Source organism: Rhizobium indigoferae (assembly GCF_034554815.1).
In the GTDB taxonomy this organism is placed as follows: domain Bacteria; phylum Pseudomonadota; class Alphaproteobacteria; order Rhizobiales; family Rhizobiaceae; genus Rhizobium; species Rhizobium leguminosarum.
The window spans coordinates 1,010,832-1,030,548 of record NZ_CP140635.1 but is presented as its reverse complement, the minus strand read 5'-3'; the positions used below and the strand labels follow the sequence as shown (position 1 = coordinate 1,030,548).

The 19,717-nt window shown below is 61.0% G+C and carries 23 protein-coding genes; 16 read left to right on the top strand and 7 right to left on the bottom strand.

The window, feature by feature from the left end:
- Positions 1-192 precede the first annotated feature (192 nt).
- From U5G49_RS05305 to U5G49_RS05295, 3 genes are all read left to right on the top strand, one after another.
- Positions 193-1,107, top strand: coding sequence for a sugar phosphate isomerase/epimerase family protein (locus U5G49_RS05305; protein ID WP_193444753.1), 915 nt, complete (start codon positions 193-195; stop codon positions 1,105-1,107).
- A 42-nt stretch (positions 1,108-1,149) separates the two neighbouring features.
- Positions 1,150-2,073 carry a TIM barrel protein gene (locus U5G49_RS05300; protein WP_018241292.1) on the top strand — a complete coding sequence of 308 codons (924 nt, stop codon included), beginning with the start codon at positions 1,150-1,152 and terminating at the stop codon, positions 2,071-2,073.
- A 107-nt stretch (positions 2,074-2,180) separates the two neighbouring features.
- On the top strand, positions 2,181-3,344 hold the full coding sequence (locus tag U5G49_RS05295; protein WP_193444754.1) for a Gfo/Idh/MocA family protein: 1,164 nt from the start codon (positions 2,181-2,183) through the stop codon (positions 3,342-3,344).
- Positions 3,345-3,446: 102 nt separating this feature from the next.
- Here the strand turns inward: U5G49_RS05295 and U5G49_RS05290 are convergent, their stop codons facing one another.
- The 4 genes from U5G49_RS05290 to U5G49_RS05275 form a co-directional block, all read right to left on the bottom strand.
- The gene (locus tag U5G49_RS05290; protein WP_018241290.1) at positions 3,447-3,617 is read right to left on the bottom strand and encodes a hypothetical protein; all 171 of its coding nucleotides are present in this window, start codon (positions 3,615-3,617) and stop codon (positions 3,447-3,449) included.
- A gap of 66 nt (positions 3,618-3,683) precedes the next feature.
- Complete coding sequence (locus tag U5G49_RS05285; protein WP_018241289.1) at positions 3,684-4,076, bottom strand: hypothetical protein; 393 nt, start codon at positions 4,074-4,076, stop codon at positions 3,684-3,686.
- Between the two features lie 64 nt (positions 4,077-4,140).
- Entirely contained in the window at positions 4,141-5,775 is a 1,635-nt protein-coding gene (gene groL, locus U5G49_RS05280) for a chaperonin GroEL (RefSeq protein WP_018241288.1), read from the bottom strand.
- 48 nt (positions 5,776-5,823) lie between these two features.
- Positions 5,824-6,141 (bottom strand): co-chaperone GroES, encoded by a 318-nt coding sequence (locus U5G49_RS05275; RefSeq protein WP_003557889.1) that lies wholly within the window; start codon positions 6,139-6,141, stop codon positions 5,824-5,826.
- A 512-nt stretch (positions 6,142-6,653) separates the two neighbouring features.
- Between U5G49_RS05275 and U5G49_RS05270 the strand changes: the two genes are divergently transcribed.
- From U5G49_RS05270 to U5G49_RS05245, 6 genes are all read left to right on the top strand, one after another.
- Positions 6,654-6,917, top strand: a complete 264-nt coding sequence (locus tag U5G49_RS05270) for a hypothetical protein (RefSeq protein ID WP_018241287.1) — start codon at positions 6,654-6,656, stop codon at positions 6,915-6,917.
- Positions 6,914-7,249 carry a hypothetical protein gene (locus U5G49_RS05265; protein WP_018241286.1) on the top strand — a complete coding sequence of 112 codons (336 nt, stop codon included), beginning with the start codon at positions 6,914-6,916 and terminating at the stop codon, positions 7,247-7,249. Before U5G49_RS05270 ends, U5G49_RS05265 begins: the two co-directional genes overlap by 4 nt.
- Positions 7,246-7,563 carry a hypothetical protein gene (locus U5G49_RS05260; RefSeq protein WP_018241285.1) on the top strand — a complete coding sequence of 106 codons (318 nt, stop codon included), beginning with the start codon at positions 7,246-7,248 and terminating at the stop codon, positions 7,561-7,563. Before U5G49_RS05265 ends, U5G49_RS05260 begins: the two co-directional genes overlap by 4 nt.
- Positions 7,554-7,829, top strand: a complete 276-nt coding sequence (locus U5G49_RS05255) for a DUF1488 family protein (protein ID WP_193444755.1) — start codon at positions 7,554-7,556, stop codon at positions 7,827-7,829. Before U5G49_RS05260 ends, U5G49_RS05255 begins: the two co-directional genes overlap by 10 nt.
- Positions 7,830-7,856: 27 nt before the next feature.
- A complete protein-coding gene (locus tag U5G49_RS05250; protein WP_018241283.1) occupies positions 7,857-8,699 on the top strand; it encodes a transglutaminase-like domain-containing protein in 843 nt (280 codons plus the stop codon).
- Between the two features lie 185 nt (positions 8,700-8,884).
- Positions 8,885-9,265 (top strand): VOC family protein, encoded by a 381-nt coding sequence (locus U5G49_RS05245; protein WP_018241282.1) that lies wholly within the window; start codon positions 8,885-8,887, stop codon positions 9,263-9,265.
- Between the two features lie 7 nt (positions 9,266-9,272).
- Here U5G49_RS05245 and U5G49_RS05240 read toward each other — a convergent pair whose 3' ends face one another.
- Complete coding sequence (locus tag U5G49_RS05240; RefSeq protein ID WP_018241281.1) at positions 9,273-10,235, bottom strand: LysR family transcriptional regulator; 963 nt, start codon at positions 10,233-10,235, stop codon at positions 9,273-9,275.
- Positions 10,236-10,358: 123 nt separating this feature from the next.
- Here U5G49_RS05240 and U5G49_RS05235 point away from each other — a divergent pair, with 123 nt between their 5' ends.
- From U5G49_RS05235 to U5G49_RS05215, 5 genes are all read left to right on the top strand, one after another.
- Entirely contained in the window at positions 10,359-11,759 is a 1,401-nt protein-coding gene (locus tag U5G49_RS05235; protein ID WP_193444756.1) for an MFS transporter, read from the top strand.
- A gap of 96 nt (positions 11,760-11,855) precedes the next feature.
- Complete coding sequence (locus U5G49_RS05230; RefSeq protein ID WP_018241279.1) at positions 11,856-12,233, top strand: hypothetical protein; 378 nt, start codon at positions 11,856-11,858, stop codon at positions 12,231-12,233.
- 235 nt (positions 12,234-12,468) lie between these two features.
- Positions 12,469-12,804, top strand: coding sequence for a hypothetical protein (locus U5G49_RS05225; RefSeq protein WP_018241278.1), 336 nt, complete (start codon positions 12,469-12,471; stop codon positions 12,802-12,804).
- Between the two features lie 476 nt (positions 12,805-13,280).
- The gene (locus tag U5G49_RS05220) at positions 13,281-13,424 is read left to right on the top strand and encodes a hypothetical protein (protein WP_003557866.1); all 144 of its coding nucleotides are present in this window, start codon (positions 13,281-13,283) and stop codon (positions 13,422-13,424) included.
- 294 nt (positions 13,425-13,718) lie between these two features.
- On the top strand, positions 13,719-14,771 hold the full coding sequence (locus tag U5G49_RS05215) for a fatty acid desaturase (protein ID WP_193444852.1): 1,053 nt from the start codon (positions 13,719-13,721) through the stop codon (positions 14,769-14,771).
- A 126-nt stretch (positions 14,772-14,897) separates the two neighbouring features.
- Here the strand turns inward: U5G49_RS05215 and U5G49_RS05210 are convergent, their stop codons facing one another.
- Entirely contained in the window at positions 14,898-15,812 is a 915-nt protein-coding gene (locus tag U5G49_RS05210) for an SDR family oxidoreductase (RefSeq protein ID WP_193444757.1), read from the bottom strand.
- A gap of 178 nt (positions 15,813-15,990) precedes the next feature.
- Between U5G49_RS05210 and U5G49_RS05205 the strand changes: the two genes are divergently transcribed.
- On the top strand, positions 15,991-16,551 hold the full coding sequence (locus U5G49_RS05205) for a TetR family transcriptional regulator (RefSeq protein WP_193444758.1): 561 nt from the start codon (positions 15,991-15,993) through the stop codon (positions 16,549-16,551).
- Between the two features lie 118 nt (positions 16,552-16,669).
- Here the strand turns inward: U5G49_RS05205 and U5G49_RS05200 are convergent, their stop codons facing one another.
- The gene (locus tag U5G49_RS05200; protein ID WP_018446234.1) at positions 16,670-17,146 is read right to left on the bottom strand and encodes a YcgN family cysteine cluster protein; all 477 of its coding nucleotides are present in this window, start codon (positions 17,144-17,146) and stop codon (positions 16,670-16,672) included.
- Between the two features lie 203 nt (positions 17,147-17,349).
- Between U5G49_RS05200 and U5G49_RS05195 the strand changes: the two genes are divergently transcribed.
- Positions 17,350-19,536: a transglycosylase domain-containing protein gene (locus U5G49_RS05195; protein ID WP_028733879.1), complete on the top strand. Its 2,187-nt coding sequence runs from the start codon at positions 17,350-17,352 to the stop codon at positions 19,534-19,536.
- Positions 19,537-19,717: the final 181 nt, after the last annotated feature.

Below are 19,717 nucleotides of genomic sequence, written 5' to 3'. Positions count from 1 at the left end.
CACTCCCAAAGCTGACACAGAGAGCATCGGCATGCTCTGGGGTCAATGATCAAATTTGATCAAGGAAGCATTGGAGTATCGGGGCGCCGCAGCAGTATCGTGCCAGCAATCCGGGAGGAGCACCGGACGGTCCAAAACGAGATCAAGGATCATCCGCCGGCGCGAAGCGGCCGGGGATGACGGAGGAGCCAGATGAAGATCGCACTCGACCCGCATATGCACCGTCACCTCAACCTGCGCGACCTCTGCCGCAAGGCGGCGGAGCTTGGCTATGAGCATATCGAGCTTTCACCGCGCGACGATTTTCTGCCCTGGTGGGTGCGCCCGCGGGCACACAAGGAACGCATTACGGAATTCAAGGCGGCCCTGAAGGATCACGGCGTCCAGCTCGCCTCGATCCTGCCGATGTATCGCTGGGCGAGCCCGCATGAGGACGAGCGGCAGGCCGCAGTACGCTACTGGAAGGAAGCAATCGCGATCGCCGCCGAAATGGGCTGCGATACGATGAACTCGGAATTCGGCCGCGGCCCGTCGCCGGATCGCAGCCACCGCGCCAGCTGCTGCGGCGGCATGCATACCCACGAGCACAGCGAGGCTGCCTGGTGGCGCTCGATAGAAGAGCTCGTTCCGGTGTTCGAGCGCGAGGGCGTCACGCTCAACATGGAACCGCATCCGGAAGACTGGTGCGAAACGCTGCATCCGGCGATCGACATGCTGAAGACCATCGGCTCGAAGAACGTCAAATTCCTCTACTGCGCGCCGCATACCTTCTATTTCGGTGACGATATGGCGCGAATGATCCGCGATGCCGGCCCGCTGATCGCCCATGTGCATGTGGCCGATACCTATAATCACAAGGCGTCATCCGGGCTGCGCTACATCATCAATCCACCGGGCGCGAAGGTCACCATCCATCAGCACCTGGATATGTACCAGGGCGAGATCAATTGGGATGTCTTCTTCTCCTCGCTCGCCGCAGTCGGGTTCGACGGCATCATCACCGCCTGCGTCTTCGGCTGGGAGGAGCGCGCCGACGATTCCGGGCGCTTCATGCGCTCCGAAATTCAAAAATATGTCGATAAATACTGGCCCGGGAAACTTGGCTGATCGCCAACATCCGCCCCGGCACCCACTATCAGGAATAAAACTGTGACCATCACGATTACGACAGCCCCCTGCTGCTGGGGCGTTGATGACGTCAACAATCCAAACCTTCCCTCCTGGGAACGAGTCTTCCACGAGGCGGCGGCAGCCGGCTATGGCGGCCTTGAACTCGGGCCCTATGGTTACGTGCCGCTCGATGATGCGCTCGTCGCAAAGGCGCTCACCGAGCGCAATCTCTTCATCGTCGCCGGCACGATCTTCGACGATCTGGTCTCTCCTGAAAATCGGGAGACATTGCTGCGGCAGACGGACGAAATCTGCGCCGTTATCACCAGGCTGCCGCAGCCGGAACAGGTGGCGGGCCAGCGGTTCAGGACGCCCTATCTCACGGTCATGGACTGGGGGCACGACGAACGGGACTATGCTGCCGGCCATTCCGATCGTGCGCCGCGTCTCGATGACAAGGCCTGGGCCGGGATGGTCGCCAACATCACGGCGATCGCCGAACTCGCTCGGCGGAAATACGGCGTGCGCGCCGTCATCCACCCGCATGCGGGCGGCTATATCGAATTTGCCGATGAGATCGAGCGGGTGGCAGGTGACATTCCGCAGGAGATCGCCGGCTTCTGCCTCGACACCGGCCATAGCTATTATGCCGGCATGGATCCCGTGGAGATGCTTCGCCGCTATGCCGACAGGCTGGACTACGTCCACTTCAAGGATATCGACCAGGGCGTCTTCGACCGTGTGCTAGGTGAAAGGATCCGCTTCTTCGAGGCCTGCGGACAGGGCGTCATGTGCCCGATCGGCCGCGGCGTCATCGATTATCCCGCCGTCAAGCGAACGCTCGAGGAGATCGGCTATCACGGCTTCATCACCGTCGAGCAGGAGCGCGATCCGCTCAATGTCGCCGGCAGCCTCGAAGATGTGAAGCAAAGCCGCGATTACCTCAGGTCGGTCGGGTTCTAGAGCATTTCCGTTTTTCTTCGAAACACGGAAACGCTCCACCTCTGTTTTGCGCAATTCCGGACGCAAAACCGCTGCGCACTTTTGCTGGAATTGCTAGGGAAAAAACTATGACGAATAACAGGAAAAAGCCGATCCGCTGGGGCATGGTCGGCGGCGGCAAAGGCAGCCAGATCGGCTATATTCATCGCTCGGCGGCGCATCGCGACGACGTCTTTGTCCTTGTGGCGGGTGCCTTCGATATCGATCCCGAACGCGGCCGCGCCTTCGGCCTCGATCTCGGGCTCGACGAAGCCCGGAGCTACCCGGACTATGCGACTATGTTTGCAGCCGAAGCCGGGCGGGCCGACGGCATCGAGGCCGTGTCGATCGCGACACCCAACAACACCCATTTCGCGATCTGCAAGGCAGCACTCGAACATGATCTGCATGTGATCTGCGAAAAGCCGCTTTGCTTCACGATCGCCGAGGCCGAAGAACTGAAGACGCTTTCCCAGGCGCGCGGCCGTATCGTCGGCGTGACCTACGGCTATGCCGGCCACCAGATGATCGAGCAGGCGCGCGCCATGGTCAGGAATGGTGATCTCGGCGAGATTCGCATCGTCAACCTGCAATTCGCCCATGGCTTCCATAGCGCTGCGGTGGAGGAGCAGAACCCCTCGACGCGCTGGCGCGTCGATCCGAAATTCGCAGGCCCCAGCTATGTCCTCGGCGATGTCGGGACCCACCCGCTTTACATCGCCAAGGTCATCCTGCCGCACCTGAAGATCAGGCGTCTGCTCTGCACCCGCCAGAGCTTCGTCAAAAGCCGAGCGCCGCTGGAAGACAATGCGGTGACCCTGATGGAATATGACAATGGCGCGATCGCCACCATCTGGTCGAGCGCCGTCAATGCCGGCTCCATGCACGGCCAGAAGATCCGCATCGTCGGCTCGAAGGCCAGTATCGAATGGTGGGACGAGCGGCCGAACCAGCTGTCTTACGAGATCCAGGGCGAACCGGCTCGCATCCTCGAGCGCGGCATGGACTATCTCTATCCCGAGGCCAGGATCGACGACCGGATCGGCGGCGGTCACCCGGAAGGTCTCTTCGAAGCCTGGGCGAACCTCTATCGCCGCTTCGGCTTTGCCATCAACAGAGAGCGCGGCCTCGCCCCTGCGGGGATCGAAGACCTCGTCTTTCCCGATGTCGATGCCGGACTGGAAGGGGTACGCTGGGTGGAAAACTGCGTGCGTTCCGCCGACGCTGGCGGGATCTGGCTGGATTATCGCTAGGTCTTCAAGGAGCCCTGGTGCGTCCCTGCCCTCAGACCGCGCCATATGCCGGCTTACACGGCTGCGCTGGAGACCTGTTCAAAGACGCTTTTCCATACCCTCTCAGATAAGCGGATCGTCATCTTCCCTTGCCTGCGGCGGGCGGCGTCGCGTGCTGTCGTTGGCGGCCTTCTTATGCTCGTCGGCAGCTGCCTCGCGGATTTTCTGGAAGCGGTTGTCGCCGGCGTCGTCTGCGGGTGGCTGCGGGTCGCTCTTTTTCACAAAACGGATCATTGGTCATTTCCTGCTTTGAGAGTGGAAGCGCTCCGCACACACATCGGAGCGCTCTGAAAAATGGTGTCAGATGGCAAGCGCGGTGGCGCAGGCCTGAACACTTCGGCTGTCGGGTGAGGTCTGCCCAGGCATGGTCGCCCAACCGCCGGCCTCGACGAACTGACGCTGCTTGTAGCCTTCGGTAATCGCCTTGAACTCGATCAGTTTAGCGCCCGCATCCGGCGCCGCATTGAACCGTTCGACGCAAATGGCGGACGCCAGTTCTCCGCGTGCAACGTCGCCGGCGGCCGCTGCCGCTTTGCTTGACGTGCCGCCTGTTACCCAACCTCCCCAGCTGAAGCCGATAATCATCGTGGCGATTGCCGTGACGACGCAGGCCCAGACGAGAAGCGTCTTGGATGGCTGGTAACTGTCGAAACGCTGGGTGATCGATGTCTTGCTGCTGCTCTGAACGGACATTGGAATTCTCCCTGTCTATTGTTCGGGTTCGCCGTCCGGCCACGCCGGACGGTTCAGGCTGTTCTCAGTATCCCATATCGCCCATGCCGCCATTTCCGGCTGCAGGGGCGGAGTCTCTTGCGGGAATGTCAGCGATCATCACCTCGGCGGTGATCAGAAGCGCCGCAATCGAGCCGGCGTCCTGCAGAGCGGTGCGCACGACCTTGGCGGGATCGACGATGCCGGCCTCGATCATATCGACATAGGTCTCCGTCTGTGCGTCGAAGCCCTGATTGTGGTTATTGCTGCCCGCGAGTTTTCCAACGACGATGGAGCCCTCGAACCCGGCATTGTCGGCGATCTGCCGGATCGGGGCTTCGAGCGCCCTGAGCACGATCGAGATGCCCGCCGTCACGTCGGCGTTCTCCCCGGTCAGGCCCGTGAGCGCCGACTTGGCGCGCAACAGTGCCACGCCGCCGCCGGGCACGATGCCCTCTTCGACCGCCGCACGGGTGGCGTTCAGCGCATCGTCGATGCGGTCCTTCTTTTCCTTGACTTCCGTTTCGGTCGCGCCGCCGACGCGGATAACCGCGACGCCACCGGCGAGTTTCGCCAGGCGTTCCTGCAGTTTTTCCTTATCGTAATCGGAAGTGGTCTCCTCGATCTGCGCCTTGATCTGCTGGATACGTGCCTGGATGGCCGCTTTCTCGCCGGAGCCGTCGATGATCGTGGTGGATTCCTTGTCGATCAGCACGCGCTTGGCGTGGCCGAGCATATCGAGCGTGACGTTGTCGAGCTTGATGCCGAGATCCTCGGAAATCATCTGGCCTGATGTGAGCACGGCAATGTCTTCCAGCATGGCCTTACGGCGATCACCGAAACCCGGCGCCTTGACGGCTGCGACCTTCAGGCCGCCGCGCAGCTTGTTAACAACAAGCGTCGCCAGCGCCTCGCCTTCGACGTCCTCCGAGATGAGGAGCAGCGGTTTGCCGGTCTGTACGACGGCTTCCAGGATCGGCAGCATCGCCTGCAGACTGCCGAGTTTCTTCTCGTGAACGAGGATATAGGGATCCTCCAGTTCCACGCGCATCTTCTCGGCATTGGTGACGAAATAGGGTGAGAGATAGCCGCGGTCGAACTGCATACCCTCGACGACGTCGAGTTCGGTCTCGGCGGTTCGCGCCTCTTCGACTGTTATGACGCCCTCATTGCCGACCTTGTCCATCGCCTTGGCGATCATCTCGCCGATGGCGGCGTCGCCATTGGCGGCAATGGTGCCGACCTGGGCGATCTCGCTTGACGATTTGACCTTCATCGCCCTCGCCTTGATTTCCTTGACGACGGCGGTAACGCCGAGATCGATGCCGCGCCGGAGATCCATAGGGTTCATGCCGGCAGCGACGAGCTTTGCGCCTTCGCGGAATATGGAGGCGGCGAGCACCGTTGCCGTCGTCGTGCCGTCGCCGGCAAGATCATTGGTCTTCGAAGCCACCTCGCGCACCATTTGCGCGCCCATGTTCTCGAACTTGTCCGCGAGCTCGATCTCCTTGGCGACGCTGACGCCGTCCTTGGTAATGCGCGGTGCGCCATAGGCCTTGTCAATGACGACGTTGCGACCCTTCGGGCCAAGCGTCACCTTGACGGCGTTGTTGAGCAATTCGACGCCGCGCAGCAGGCGGTCGCGCGCGTCGTTGGAGAATCTGATTTCCTTGGCAGACATGATATTTCTTCCCAGTTCAGTCTTGAGATGCGGTCACAAATTCGACTCTCAGGCGGCTTTGTCGGCAGCCGCCTCGGTCTTTTCGACGATGCCCATGATGTCGGTCTCCTTCATGATCAGAAGGGTTTCGCCATCGATCGTGACCTCTGTCCCCGACCATTTTCCAAACAGAATGAGATCACCGACCTCGACATCGAGCGGGACCAGATTGCCGCTTTTGTCGCGCAGGCCCGGGCCGACTGCGACCACTTCGCCTTGCTGCGGCTTCTCCTTGGCGGTGTCTGGAATGATGATCCCGCCCTTGGATTTGACATCGCCTTCCGCACGTCGAATGACGACGCGGTCGTGAAGTGAACGGAATTTCATAGAGGTCTTTCTGCTGCCGGCGCGTATGGCGGCTGCAACTCATAAATAACACTCGTGGCACTCGATTGATAGGAGTGCCAAGAAATATTATTCGCGGAGGAATTTTTTTGAGATATTCAGGAAATCAATCCGACCGGATATTTTGTAATAATCAGGAAATGAATAGAATTTTATACGCCATCTCGCTTCATTTTATTTTCCTGAACGAAGAGTTAATTTGGCGTTTTTTATAGATAAATCAGAATTTATCTTGATTTAAACTCAATAGAGGCGCAATGATAGGTCTCGTCGATTTGGCCAACTTGGCTTCGCGGTGTCAGAGACCTACGACCCGCCATCACCACTGAATTCTCGACAGCGATCCATGACGTCGTTCCGGCGTTGAGTTCGCCTGTTCCGATCCGGAATGAGCTTGGCGCTGACCGCGGATGTACCGGCAGCCTCGAGTTCGTCCGGTTCGGATCTCAACGATACAGGAAACGCATCGGTGTATTCCTGCGGAGGCCTCAGCAGTGACAAGTCGCACCACACAAACCGTCGTCCGCTTTTCATCCCCATTCCGCCTGCCCGGTTTCGACGCGGCGCAGCCAGCCGGAGAATACCGCGTCGATTATGACGAGGAATTGATCGGAAGCGTTTCCAGGCTTGCCTGGCGACGGGTCGGCGCCTTCATCCACCTGCCGGCGATCGCCGCGCAGAGTTCGACGCAGCAGATGATGCCTATCCACCTGTCAGATCTCGAAACCGTGCTCGAAAAGGACCACAAACCGTCATGACCGCTACGCGCATCCCGCAACGCAATGGACGCTCAGTCCGGCGCGAGGCAGCAACACATATCTTCAAGGTGGGGCAGACTGTCCGGGTGAAGGACGGGTTCTTGGTCGTTCCCTCCAAGCTTCCCGACACATACCGCATTACCGCCACGCTGCCTCTGAGAGGAAATATGCTGCAATACCGCATCCGTAGTGACGATGAACGTCATGAGCGGGTCGCGACGGAAGATAGCCTGGAACTGGTAAACCTATCGCCCGCCGGCAGCGGCGCAACACTGATCGAGAGGACGTTTGGCCAAGGCCGCGGCCCGAATGACGAAAGGTTGACATCGTGAACAGCCATGGAGACGAAGCCGAACGAAGACGGAATGCATTTGCCGTCCACACATGGGAAGCGCCCGGCCGCTACTCCATGGAGATCGAACACGACCGCCGGATCGAATCCGCCCGTTCGTGGACCGTCTATCGTGTTTCTGCAAGCGTTCCCGTACACGCCGACCATGCCATGATCGGCAAGAGCCGTTCGGAGGCCGGGAAAGACATGATGTCCTTCAATCTCCTCAACATAGGATACCGGAAGGAATGGTTGAGGCTGTCGGGCGCCGCTCGGAGTGCTCGTAAGAGCCCGCCGGTCCAACCATGGCGCTAGCGTTTCTGAACCAAAGCCGTAGCTTCGATGCGGCGAGAAATGCTGTGCGCTTCGTCGGCCATGACGGCATGTTCCAGGTGTTGTTCTTCATCGAGGTTGGCGCGCTGGCGAAATCCGATGCCGCCTTGCAAAGAACCGAGCCGTCGGAAACGAGGTGGCTTTCCTCCTTCGACGCCCTGCGCAACTCCATTCAGGACGTGGCGCACAAAGCCTATTCCTACCGCCGCCGCGCCTTTTATACTCCAACTGCGGCGGATTTCCGCTAGACGGATCCGGACGCGCGAGAACGCTCCATGTTGATCCGTTACGGCTATGAAATGACGCTGACCTGCCCACAACCGACCGCATTGGTATGTCTGTTGTCGGTGCATGAGGATCGTGCGGCCGACATCAGAATTCCGGAAACGGTATTCACCACGCCCGATGTTCCCACTTCGACTTATCGCGACCTCTTCGGGAACCGCTGTCTTCGGCTGGTTGCCCCGACGGGCGACCTGACCATATGGGGCGATGCGACGATCGAAGACGACGGCAAACCGGACAGGTCGCTGCCAGGCGCCAGGGAAGTCCCGGTTTCGGAGTTGCCGGATGATTGCCTCGTCTACCTGATGGGCAGCCGCTATTGCGAGACGGATCGTCTCAGTCAAATTGCGTGGGATATGTTCGGCACCGTCTCACCCGGCTGGGGCCGCGTTCAGGCGATCTGCGACTTCGTTCACGGCCATATCCAATTCGACTACATGCAGGCGCGATCGACGCGGACAGCCTTCGAGGCGTTCCACGAACGCGTCGGCGTCTGTCGCGACTTTGCGCATCTCGCGGTGGCGTTGTGCCGTTGCCTCAACATTCCTGCCCGATATATCAATGGCCATCTCGGTGACATCGGTATTCCCGTCGTCGATCCGATGGACTTCAGCGCCTGGATTGAGGTCTTCCTTGACGGTGCATGGCATGCATTCGATCCGCGCAACAACACACCACGGATCGGTCGCATCATCGTCGCACGCGGGCGCGATGCCGCCGACATACCGCTCATCAATTCCTTCGGACCGCATGTGCTGAAGGCGTTTCGAGTCTGGACCTATGAGGTGACGGAGCTGCACCAGATGCAAAGCGTCGCCGAGGGCGCTGTTTAGAACGAGACCTGGGTGGATGCGGCAATGTCCGGCCGCAGGCTTTGCCGCAGGCGGCAGCGGTCGTGGGGCTGCCTATCCCACACATTTTTGCGCGACATGCTTTAGAACAGCGGTTGAAAGATGTTGGCGTCGAGCCATCTTGGGTGTGAGCAGTCATTAGCGGAAGATAGGGAGTTTCGCAGTCCATGTTCGATCACATTTCCATCGGCGTAAAAGACCTCGAAAGAGCCCGCCGTTTCTACGATGCGGCACTGGCGCCGCTCGGATATGAGCGCCTCTCCAATTCCGACACCATGATCGGCTACGGGCCGGAAGGGGTCGGCCTTTGGGTGATGCAGGTCGAACAGCCTGTTGTTGCCGACATGCGATCCGGGCTGCATTTCTGCTTCGTCGCCCCGAATGAGGCTGCGGTCGATGCCTTTCACGCGGCGGCCGTCGCATCCGGCGGCACGGATAATGGTGAACCGGGTATCCGGCCGGATTACGGGCGCTTCTATTATGCCGCCTTCATCATCGACCCCGACGGCTATCGCCTCGAAGCTTATTTCCACAAAGGCGAGCTATAACGGACCGTCAGGCAGCGGCTCTCGGAATGGATACGCAGCAGCCGGAAGCTTCGAGCGCCTTATTGGCTACATCGATGAACAGACGACGGAACCAGCGCGCCCGGCCGTCCGTCTGGTCGACTCGGCGATAAAGCATCGTCACGGGATCGGTCGGCAGCGAAAGCGGCGGCTCGCAAAGCATCAGCCCATGTAACTGCGCCATGCAGCGACCGATCGATTCCGGCACGGTAGCAATGGCGGGCATCGCCTTCAGCACCATCGGCAGAGCGGAAAAGCGCGGGACGGTCGCCACCACCTGTCTCACATCGCCGGTGCGGTTCAGCGCCATGTCGATACCGGTCGAGGTGTTGCCTTCGAACGAGACGGTGACATGCGCGACATTGGCGAAATCCTTGAGGCTCAACGGCGCCTTCAGCCCGAGCTGAGCTTCATCGTAGATGCAGATCGAGACTTGGTCGAACAGCGGCGCGCGAATGTGCCAGGAGGCGGGTTCGTCATGCATCGCGACGCTAAAATCGAAGACGCCTTCATCCAGCCGGCGTGCGGCATCGCGCTTGTCGGAAGCGATGCCGATCAGCCGGGCGCCGGGTGAAAGCTGGAGAAGACGGGCGGCAAGCGGGCCGAAGAAGGCCGATTCAAGATTGTCGCACATGCCGATGCGGAACTCGCCCTGCCAGCTTGCCGGATCGAATTCGGCCTGCGGGCGGATGGCACGCTCGATGCCCGACAGTGCATCCTCGATCGCCGGGGCGATGGAAAGGGCGCGCGGCGTCGGCTGCAGGCCGCGGCCGACACGCACGAACAATTCGTCGTCCAGCGCTTCGCGCAGGCGCCGCAAAGCGGCCGACAGGCCCGGCTGGCCGAGCAGCAGGCGCTCGGCGGCGCGACTGACATTGCGCTCCTGCATCAGCACCGAAAAGGCCAGCAGGAGATTGAGGTCGATCTTGCGAAGCGTGGCATCATTCATCATCGTCAGTAATACCTGGCATAGCTACTATCAATTTGCAATAGGAAAGGAAGCTGTACATTTTCTCGTTCCCTGCCGCCCGGCAACCTCCCCCGATGAGGCGGCAGCAAAGAAGGAACGATTTCGATGACTCTTTCCAAATCGCGAAGCGGGGCGGGGCTGGCATTGCTGCTGCTCTGCACCGCCAACTTTCTAGACGCCATGGACGTCTCCACCATCGGCGTTGCCTTGCCTGCCATCCAGGCCGAACTCGGCATGGAGGCGACATCGCTGCAATGGGCCGTCAGCGCCTATGTGCTCGGCTATGGCGGCTTCCTGCTGCTCGGCGGCCGCGTCGCCGACGTCTTCGGCCAACGCCGCGTCTTCCTCTGGTCGCTGGCGATCTTTGCCGGCGCCAGCATAGCCGGCGGCTTCGTCGATAGCGGGCCGACGCTGATCGCCGCCCGATTGATCAAGGGCATTGCGGCTGCCTTCACCGCGCCTGCAGCCCTTGCGCTGCTGCTCTCCGTCTTCGGCGAGGGAACCGCGCGGGCAAAGGCGCTCGGCGTCTTCGCCTCTACCGGCGCCACCGGCTTCGTGCTCGGCATGGTGCTCGGCGGTGCCGCGACGATCTTCAGCTGGCGGGCGACGCTTGTCATGGGCGCGCCCGTCGCCATCCTGACACTCTTTCTGGCGCCGCTGGCGCTGCCAGCCGACCCCAAAAGGACGGGACCGCGGCCCAGTTTCGACTGGGCCGGCGCGCTGACGATCACGCCAGGGCTGCTGCTCTTCGTCTTCGGCATCACCAATGCTGCGGCCGCCGGCTGGCAAGCCTTCCCGACTTGGGGTTCGCTGCTGGCATCGCTGGTGCTGATCCTGCTCTTCCTCGTGGTCGAAGCGCGGCATGCCGATCCGATGGTGCCGCTCGGCATGTTCCGCCGGGCCAAGCTCCGGCATGCCAATGCGATCGCCGCTCTCTTCCAGGGCGCCTATGTCGGCTTCCAGTTCCTGGCGACGCTCTATTATCAGAACGTCATCGGCTGGTCGGCCTTCACCACCGGCTTCTGCTTTGCGCTTGGCGGCGTCTTCGTGATGTTCCTGGCGCCACGTTTTGCGACGCTTGCGCAAAATCGCGGCGCCACCGGGCTGATGGCGGCGGGTGTCGGCCTGCAGGCGTTCAGCTATATCTTCTGGGTGACAGCACTCGGACATGTCGACCCGACCCTGCTCGTGCTGTTTTCGCAGATCCCGCTCGGCCTCGGCTACGCCATGACCTACCCCTCGGTGCAGGTCGCGGCTCTTTCCGACGTGGAGGACGACAAGTCAGGGCTCGCCTCCGGACTGCTTTTCGCCTCCTTCCAGATCGGTGGCGGCATCGTGCTCGCGGCCGCCTCGGCAGTCTTCGGCGCCGCGCCGCATTTCGGCTGGAACCCCTATGTCGCCGGCATCGCGTTCGTGGCCCTGCTTGCGGTGGCGATCACCCTGCTTGCAGCCGCCGGTCCGCGGACATCGGCTGCCCGGAGGCCCATCTATCAGGCGGCGGAATGACCGTCATCGGCCCGCACCCTGACCGGTGCGGGCTACTCATCAACCGCAGCGATATTTGCTGCAAGAATCCCGTTGCGTTGCCTGGGTGAAAGGCGCATGGTCTCAACTTCGGCAGCCAGTGTACGGGCGCTGCCGACTGAGGGTTTTTATACCCTTGCCCCGATGAAAGGAGGACCGATGTCTTCCACTTTCGAAAAGCCGCATCTGACTTCGTCCGATCTCGACATGCTGCAGGGCGTGCTCGACGACGCCGGCTACGACGCCAAAATCCTGATCGGCAACGAACGTGTCTTCAACGTCGCGGCCATACTGTTGATCAGGCTGTTCGAAGAGGGCGTCACCTCGCCGGCCTTGCTCTCACAAGCGCTCGAACACCATTTCGGCAAGCTGAAGACGCCGCCGAAACCGGTAACCCCCGTCTTTAACCGATATGCGATACAGGGATTGCCCCGCGAAAGACGCGCTGTCGGCTAGAGCAGTGCCAGCAAAAGTGCGCAGCGGTTTTGCCTCCGGATAGCGCAACAACAAAAGATTGAGCATTACCGTCACTTGGAGAAACCAGGAAATCCTCCTCTACATAATTCCTTAAATCGGGATCGATTTAAGGGCAAAATTATGCAGCAATTCAAAGTGCTACAGCGTCCTTTGCGCGTCTAAAAAGACGCACGGCTGTAGAGGCAAGCGAGCCGCCCGGCTCCGAAGGACTATTGTGCGGAAAACCCTCTTGCTCTGTATCTGCGTCGCAGCGGCCGGTTATTTCGGATGGGTGCAATTCGGGGCTTACCAACAACGGCAACGGGCTAGGGATCTCGCAGACATCGACAGGGAGCGCCGGGTGGCGCTCCTGGAAATCGATGGCTGCCAGGCGAAAGTGGATCTGCTTCTGTCGATGACAGACCGCCTGCTCAAGGCCGGCGGTATGCTGGTGCCGCTCGATATCGGACGGGACATAGAACTCTGTTTGGCCCGCGGCATCATGTCGACATCAGGCTTGGCGGAGATGGAAAGAACGAAGCTGATCCGCCTGTTTCCGGTGAATGACTAAGGCGATCGCAATCTTTCAGATCCGCTCCTCGCGCTTCAGCTCTTTGTTTTCACGCATGTCGTGATCGCAAAACCGCTGCATAGTTTTTGTGCGACAGGCGTTATGCCCTGTGGAAATATGGCTTTCCTGCGGCGACGGCCTTAATGGCACCTCAATTTTACTCTATAAGGAGGGCTCGCTGATTTGGCCGATGCGGCATTTGCGGTGACCGGATTTCCGGCCCGCCATTTTCCCGATCGCGAAAGCATGGTGACGTCCCGTCTCAACGTCGGGTTTGGCTTTCGGTGACCTCTCCGGTCATCCGCCTCCAGACAGCGATGCGGTTTCAGCAGGCATCATTTTCATTCCATCCCTGCGGCCCGGTGTTGTCGGGTTGCCCCTCATGACGATCCCGCGATCTCGATCGCGACCGACAAACGGGGCGAATACCACGCAGGCTGCGGCTTTCAATTTCGATCTAAAGGGAGATTTTATCCATGGCAAAAGGACAGGTAAGAAGCAATCGCGAGGTCCGGAAGCCGAAGAAGGACAAGCAGGAAGCGAAGGTGGAAAGCACATTCGCCAACCAGATGAAGACGGCGACCAAAACCGCCCCGCAGGGCAGTGCTCCAAAGAAATAGAACCTCTTATCGAGCCGCCACTCTCGCCCTCGCTGCGCGTAACGGCGCAAGTGATAGCGCGTCCTGTCGGACACGCTGGCGTGACATCATCACCCATTGACATCTTCTCGAAAAAGGAATTGCTGCAACCATGACCACTCTTCATACAATGTACCACTTCGACTATCCGCTCTTCCTCATTCGCTCGGCCGTAGTGATTGCACTCGGCCTTTCGGCCATCGCGGCCTTTCACGGCGTCACTCTGTGATCGAATCTGCGCGCCGCAGCGAGTGCGAGGAAATCCAGGTGGCCCCTTTGGGCGAGTCTGACGAAAATCCGGAGCGATCCCGAGGGAATGCCGAGCTTTTCGCTGAAAAACGCTGGCTGAAGATCCTTGCCGGATATCGCCAGCCACGAGCCGGACGCAGCGCTTTCGAGCTTGTCGTCACCGTCATCCCTTTCGCGCTGTTCTGGGCTGCCGCTTGGGCAGCGGTTCATTACAGCTTCTGGCCCGGCCTGATCCTCGTCCTTCCCGCCGCCGCCTTCCTGCTCCGGTTGTTCATGATCCAGCATGATTGCGGCCACGGCTCGTTTTTCGCCCGTCGCCGCGTCGACGACTGGGTTGGACGCACGATCGGCATCCTGACGCTGACGCCCTACGACTATTGGCGCCGGGCGCATGCGGAACACCACGCCTCGGCCGGAAACCTGGACGAACGCGGCGTTGGCGACATCGAAACCCTGACAATCGCCGAATACAACGCACTGTCGCGTTGGGGCCGGCTTGGTTACCGGCTCTACCGGCATCCAATCGTGATGTTCGGGATCGGACCGGCCTGGCTGTTCCTCTTCAAGCAGCGCCTGCCTTTCGGCATGATGCGCTCCGGCGCCCTGCCCTGGGTCTCCACCATGGCGACCAATCTTGCCATCGCGCTGGTCGCCGCGCTGCTGATCTGGGCCGTCGGAATCGTCCCCTTTTTGCTGGTGCATCTGCCGACCGTGCTTCTGGCCGGTGCTGCCGGCGTCTGGTTATTCTACGTGCAGCACCAATTCGAGGAAACACATTGGTCGAAGAAGCCGGACTGGCAGTTCCAGCATGCGGCCCTCCACGGTGCCTCGCATTACGACCTGCCGCCAGTGCTGCGCTGGATCACCGGCAATATCGGCATCCACCACGTGCACCATCTGTCGAGCCGGGTGCCTTACTACCGGCTGCCGGAGGTGCTGCGAGACCATCCTGAGCTTGCCGATATGGGCCGCATCACGCTCATTGAAAGCCTGCGTTGCGTCAAGCTGGTGCTGTGGGACGAACAGACGAAGCGACTGGTCTCGTTTCGCGACGCAGCGCGCCTCGCCGCCGCACGATAACAAGGCCCTAGAGCGGTTTAGCCTTCACGGAAGCGCAGAGCCGCTCTAGCCTTCTGTTCCTGGAATTGCTCCAGAGCATGATGCCGAAAGGTGTGAGCGGCTTCGCAGAGCCTTTCTCGAAAGGTTCTAGCGATAGCCCGTCACATCCGCCGGTCTGCCGAGCTCCTGCACTTCCACCATGTAGCGCCAGCAATCCGGCCGCGAACCGTCGATATCGTCGAAGCCATAGGTCTTGGCGATCGCGCCGCTCGATAGCGATTGTCCGTTCCAGCGGGCGCGGTCGGGATCGGCAGCGATAGCCGCAACGGCGCGGCCGACGAAATGCGGCGTTTCGGAAATGGCGAAATGCGGCTGCACCTTCGTCGCCTCGCGCCAGTTCTCCTCGCTGACGCCATAAGCATCCAGCATCATTTCGGAGCGCAGCCAACCGGGCGTGATCGAAACTGCGGCGGCGCCGTGTTTCGCCAAATCTTGCGCATGCGCCCAGGCCATGCGGGTGACACCGGTTTTGACGAGGTCGTAAAAGGGCGACAGCCGGTAATGGGTGGCATTGTATTCGGCCGTGCCGTCGGTCATCTCGACCAGCAGCCCGCCGGGCCGCTCGATCATCAGCGGCAGGGCGTAGTGGGCGGTAATCAGATGCGTCTCGATGCCGAGCCGCAGCATGCGCAGGCCCTTGTCCAGCGAATGCTCCCAGACGGCCTTGTCCCATTCGAACAGTTTCTCGCAGCCCCAGATATCGTTGACGAGAATATCGAGTCGGCCGGCTTCGCCGCGGATGCGGGCGACCAGCGCCTCGACCTGTTCCTCGACGAGATGGTCCACCTGAACGGCAATGCCCCTGCCGCCGGCTGATGTCACCAGCTCGGCCGTCTCCTCGATCGTCTCCGGTCGCATATATTCGGATTGCTTAGCGCGCGTCGTGCGCCCCGTCACGTAAACGGTAGCGCCGGCGGCGCCGAGTTCCACCGCGATGCCTCGACCGGCGCCGCGCGTAGCACCCGCCACCAAGGCTACTTTCTCCCGCAAGTTCGCTATCACTTCTCCATCCTCCACGCTAGAACGGCCTTCATGCCGTAAGCACCCGGGGTTAACTATTTGTTTTTACACAATTCCGGACAGAAATCCGCTTCACACTTTTCCTGGAATGCTCCAGCTGACGTCGCTTGTATATAAACGAATGATCGTTTACATTCGAAGCGAATGCAAGAGGAATTTCATGCCGCGTCGCCGCACACTTTCCGATGAACAGCTTCTCGCCATGGTGCTGGCGCTGATCCACGCCGAAGGGCCGGAGGCGGCGACCTTTGCGGCAGTGGCGAGAGCGAGCGGTCTTTCCGGCTCGACGCTGGTGCAGCGTTTCGCGACGAAGGCGGCGATGCTGCGCGCCGCGCTGCTTCACGCCTGGGACCGGCTGGATGCGGAAACGGCGCGGCTTGCCGAGACCGTGCCGAAAACGCCGGAAGGCGCCGTCGCGCTGCTCGTCGGCCTGTCGCAGGATTACGGCGACAATGCCGCCGCCTATGGCGAGGGACTGCTGGTGCTTCGCGAGGATTTCCGCGATCCGGTGCTGCGTGCCCGGGGTGCGGCCTGGGGAGCGGCACTGACGGCGGCAATCGCCCGATGTTTCGGATCGGCAAAGGCGCCGGAGACAATCGCCCGGCTGATGCTGTCGCAATGGCAGGGATCGCTGCTCTGGTGGGGTTTTGGCGCAGACGGGCCGGTGGCTGCCTATGTCGAGACGGAACTGCGGCGCTTCCTCGCGGCAATAAAGTCCTGAGCCCGCCTAGAGCATGATGCCGAAAAGTGTAAGCGGTTTTCAGACGACGTCATGCTCTAACTCTTTAATTTGAACAGGATTCAGATTTTAGGCCGACCCGGCCTAAAATCATCTTGTTCTAGGCTTCCTCTTCGTCCTTCTCCTCACCCACCGTCAGCGGCCAGTCGACGACGTAATCCTCGAGATCGTCGATATCGATCTCATTTTCGCTGATCGCGCGGCCCCGCGCGGAAATGCCGGCGGCATGGACGGTCTCCGGGTCGCCGGAGACGAGCGGGTGCCACCAGTAAAGATCGCGGCCTTCATTGACCAGCCGGTAGCCGCAGGTGGGCGGCAGCCAGGCAATGTCAGGCACGTTCTCCTTCGTCAGTTGCACGCAGTCCGGCACGAAATCCCAGCGGTTCTCATAGCTGGAGCAGCGACAGCTTTCGCCGTCGAGCAGCTTGCAGCTGACCGAGGTGAAATAGATATCGCCGCTATCCCATTCCTCGATCTTGTTGAGACAACAGAGGCCGCAGCCGTCGCAGAGGCTTTCCCACTCGGCGACGGTCATTTCGGCTAGCGTCTTGCTCTTCCAGAAGGGCAGATCGTTCATCGTTCGTTTCTTGCAACAGCGGCCCGCAAATTCGCGTGAGCCTCATGCATCTCTCTTGTTATCAGCCGCAAAATCAATCAATTCTCAGTATACTCCTGGTACTCGGAGAATTCTCTCCTGGTATCGGAGAGCTTTGCGGCCATATGCGGGCCTCGCACTTTCGTCGGATATGACCGAAGCGCGATCAGGCGGGAATACAGGACGTGCAGGATCCGGACAACCCAGAAAACGGGCCAGAAAACAGGCCCGGAAAAGCGGCGAACGAGGCGGCGGACAAGCGGCCTAGGAAGAGCCGTCACATTCTGCTGCGCATCGATTCCTGGATCGATTCGACCGTCTGGAACGCCGGATTCCGCGCCGCCGAGATCTGGGAAGACATTACCATCTTCTTCCGCCGCTTCCGCGTGCGCGGCTGGAAGCGCATGGTCTTCGAACTTGCCGGCGAAGGGCTGACGCTCGGGGCGGCCGGCTCGGTGCTGATGCTGCTGCTTGCCCAGCCGGCCTTCGAGGCGACCAAGGAGGACTGGCGCAACCGCGGCGATTTCGCCGTCACCTTCACCGACCGCTATGGCAACGTCATCGGCCATCGCGGCGTCATCCACCAGAATTCCGTGCCGATCGACGAGCTGCCGGATTCGCTGATCAAATCGGTGATCGCCACCGAGGACCGGCGCTTCTTCGACCATTTCGGCATCGATTTCATCGGCCTCTTCCGCGCCATGAGCGAGAATGCACGCGCCGGCGAAGTCGTGCAGGGCGGCTCGACGCTGACCCAGCAGCTCGCCAAGAACCTGTTCCTGTCCAACGAACGCTCGATCGACCGCAAGGTCACCGAGGCGTTCCTGGCACTGTGGCTCGAGGCGAACCTTTCCAAGAAGGAAATCCTCTCCACCTATCTCGACCGCGCCTATATGGGCGGCGGCACCTTCGGCGCAGCGGCGGCGGCACAGTTCTATTTCGGAAAGAACATCACTGATGTGAACCTTGCCGAATCCGCCATGCTTGCCGGCCTGTTCAAGGCGCCGGCCAAATACGCGCCGCATGTCAACCTGCCGGCGGCGCGCGCCCGCGCCAACGAAGTGCTGACCAATCTCGTGCAGAGCGGGCTGATGACCGAGGGCCAGGTGATCGCCGCCAGGCGCAATCCAGCCACCGTCGTCGACCGCAACGAGGTGGAATCGCCCGATTTCTTCCTCGACTGGGCCTTCGACGAGGTGCAGCGGCTGTCACCGCGTTTCCACCAGCATTCGCTGATCGTGCGCACGACGATCGACATGGGCATCCAGCAGGCGGCCGAGGATTCGGTCGAGACGTCGCTGCGCGAATATGGCGAGGCCTATCACGCCAAGCAGGGCGCGATGGTGATGATCGAGAACGGCGGCGCCGTGCGCGCCATGGTCGGCGGCCGGGATTACGGCGAGAGCCAGTTCAACCGCGCCACCAGGGCGCTGCGCCAGCCGGGCTCCTCCTTCAAGGTCTACACTTATTCGGTGGCCATGGAGAGCGGGATGACGCCGCAGACGACGATCGTCGACGCGCCGATCTCCTGGGGCAATTGGAGCCCGCATAATTATGCGAATCGCTATGCCGGCCGCATCACACTCGAGACCGCTATCGCCCAGTCGATCAACACCGTGCCGGTTCGGCTCGCCAAGGAAAAGCTCGGTATTCAGCCGATCCGGGCAATGGCGAAAAACCTCGGCGTCGAAACGCCGATCCGCGACGACGTTACCATCCCGATCGGCACCTCCGAGGTGACGGTGCTCGACCAGGCGACGGCCTACGCCACCTTCCCAGCTGGCGGCTACCAGTCGCGCCGCCACGGCATCACCCAGATCCTCGATTACGACGGCGACGTGCTCTACGATTTCGACCGCGACGAGCCGGCGCCGAAACGCGTGCTCTCCGAAAAGGCCGATGCCTATATGAACCAGATGCTGTCGCGCGTTCCCTATGTCGGCACGGCGCGCAAGGCAGCCCTCGACAACGGCATCGTGACAGCCGGCAAGACCGGTACGACCCAGGCCTATCGCGACGCCTGGTTCGTCGGCTTCACCGGCAATTACACCTGCGCCGTCTGGTTCGGCAATGACGACTATACCTCGACCAACGAGATGACCGGCGGCTCGCTGCCGGCGATGACGTTCAAGCGCGCCATGGACTACGCCCACCAAGGTGTCACGCTGCGGGCCATCCCCGGCATCGAAAACCCCCTACCCTCGGACAAGGATCTCGCCAAGACTGCCGCCGCCAAGCCGCAGGACGGATTGCCGCAGCTTATCCGGCCGCGCATGCTTTCGGTTCAATCGACGGACATCCTCAAGAAGCTCGGCGAGAAGCTGAAGGATGCCGCCCCGCTCGCGCCGGCGAAGGTGGCGAGCGCGGAGTAGCCGGCCACGCCTCACGTCCAGATCTCTAATCAGCATCCGCCGGCATCGATGCATCGGCGTGGATTGCTGTCGCCGCCTGCGCCATGACGGCTGTGCCGCACTTGGCATGACCGTGGATCAATCGGCCTCTATGTCGTGGCGTGGCATTCCACCCTGCCAGAATCAGTGGTAACCCTTTCAT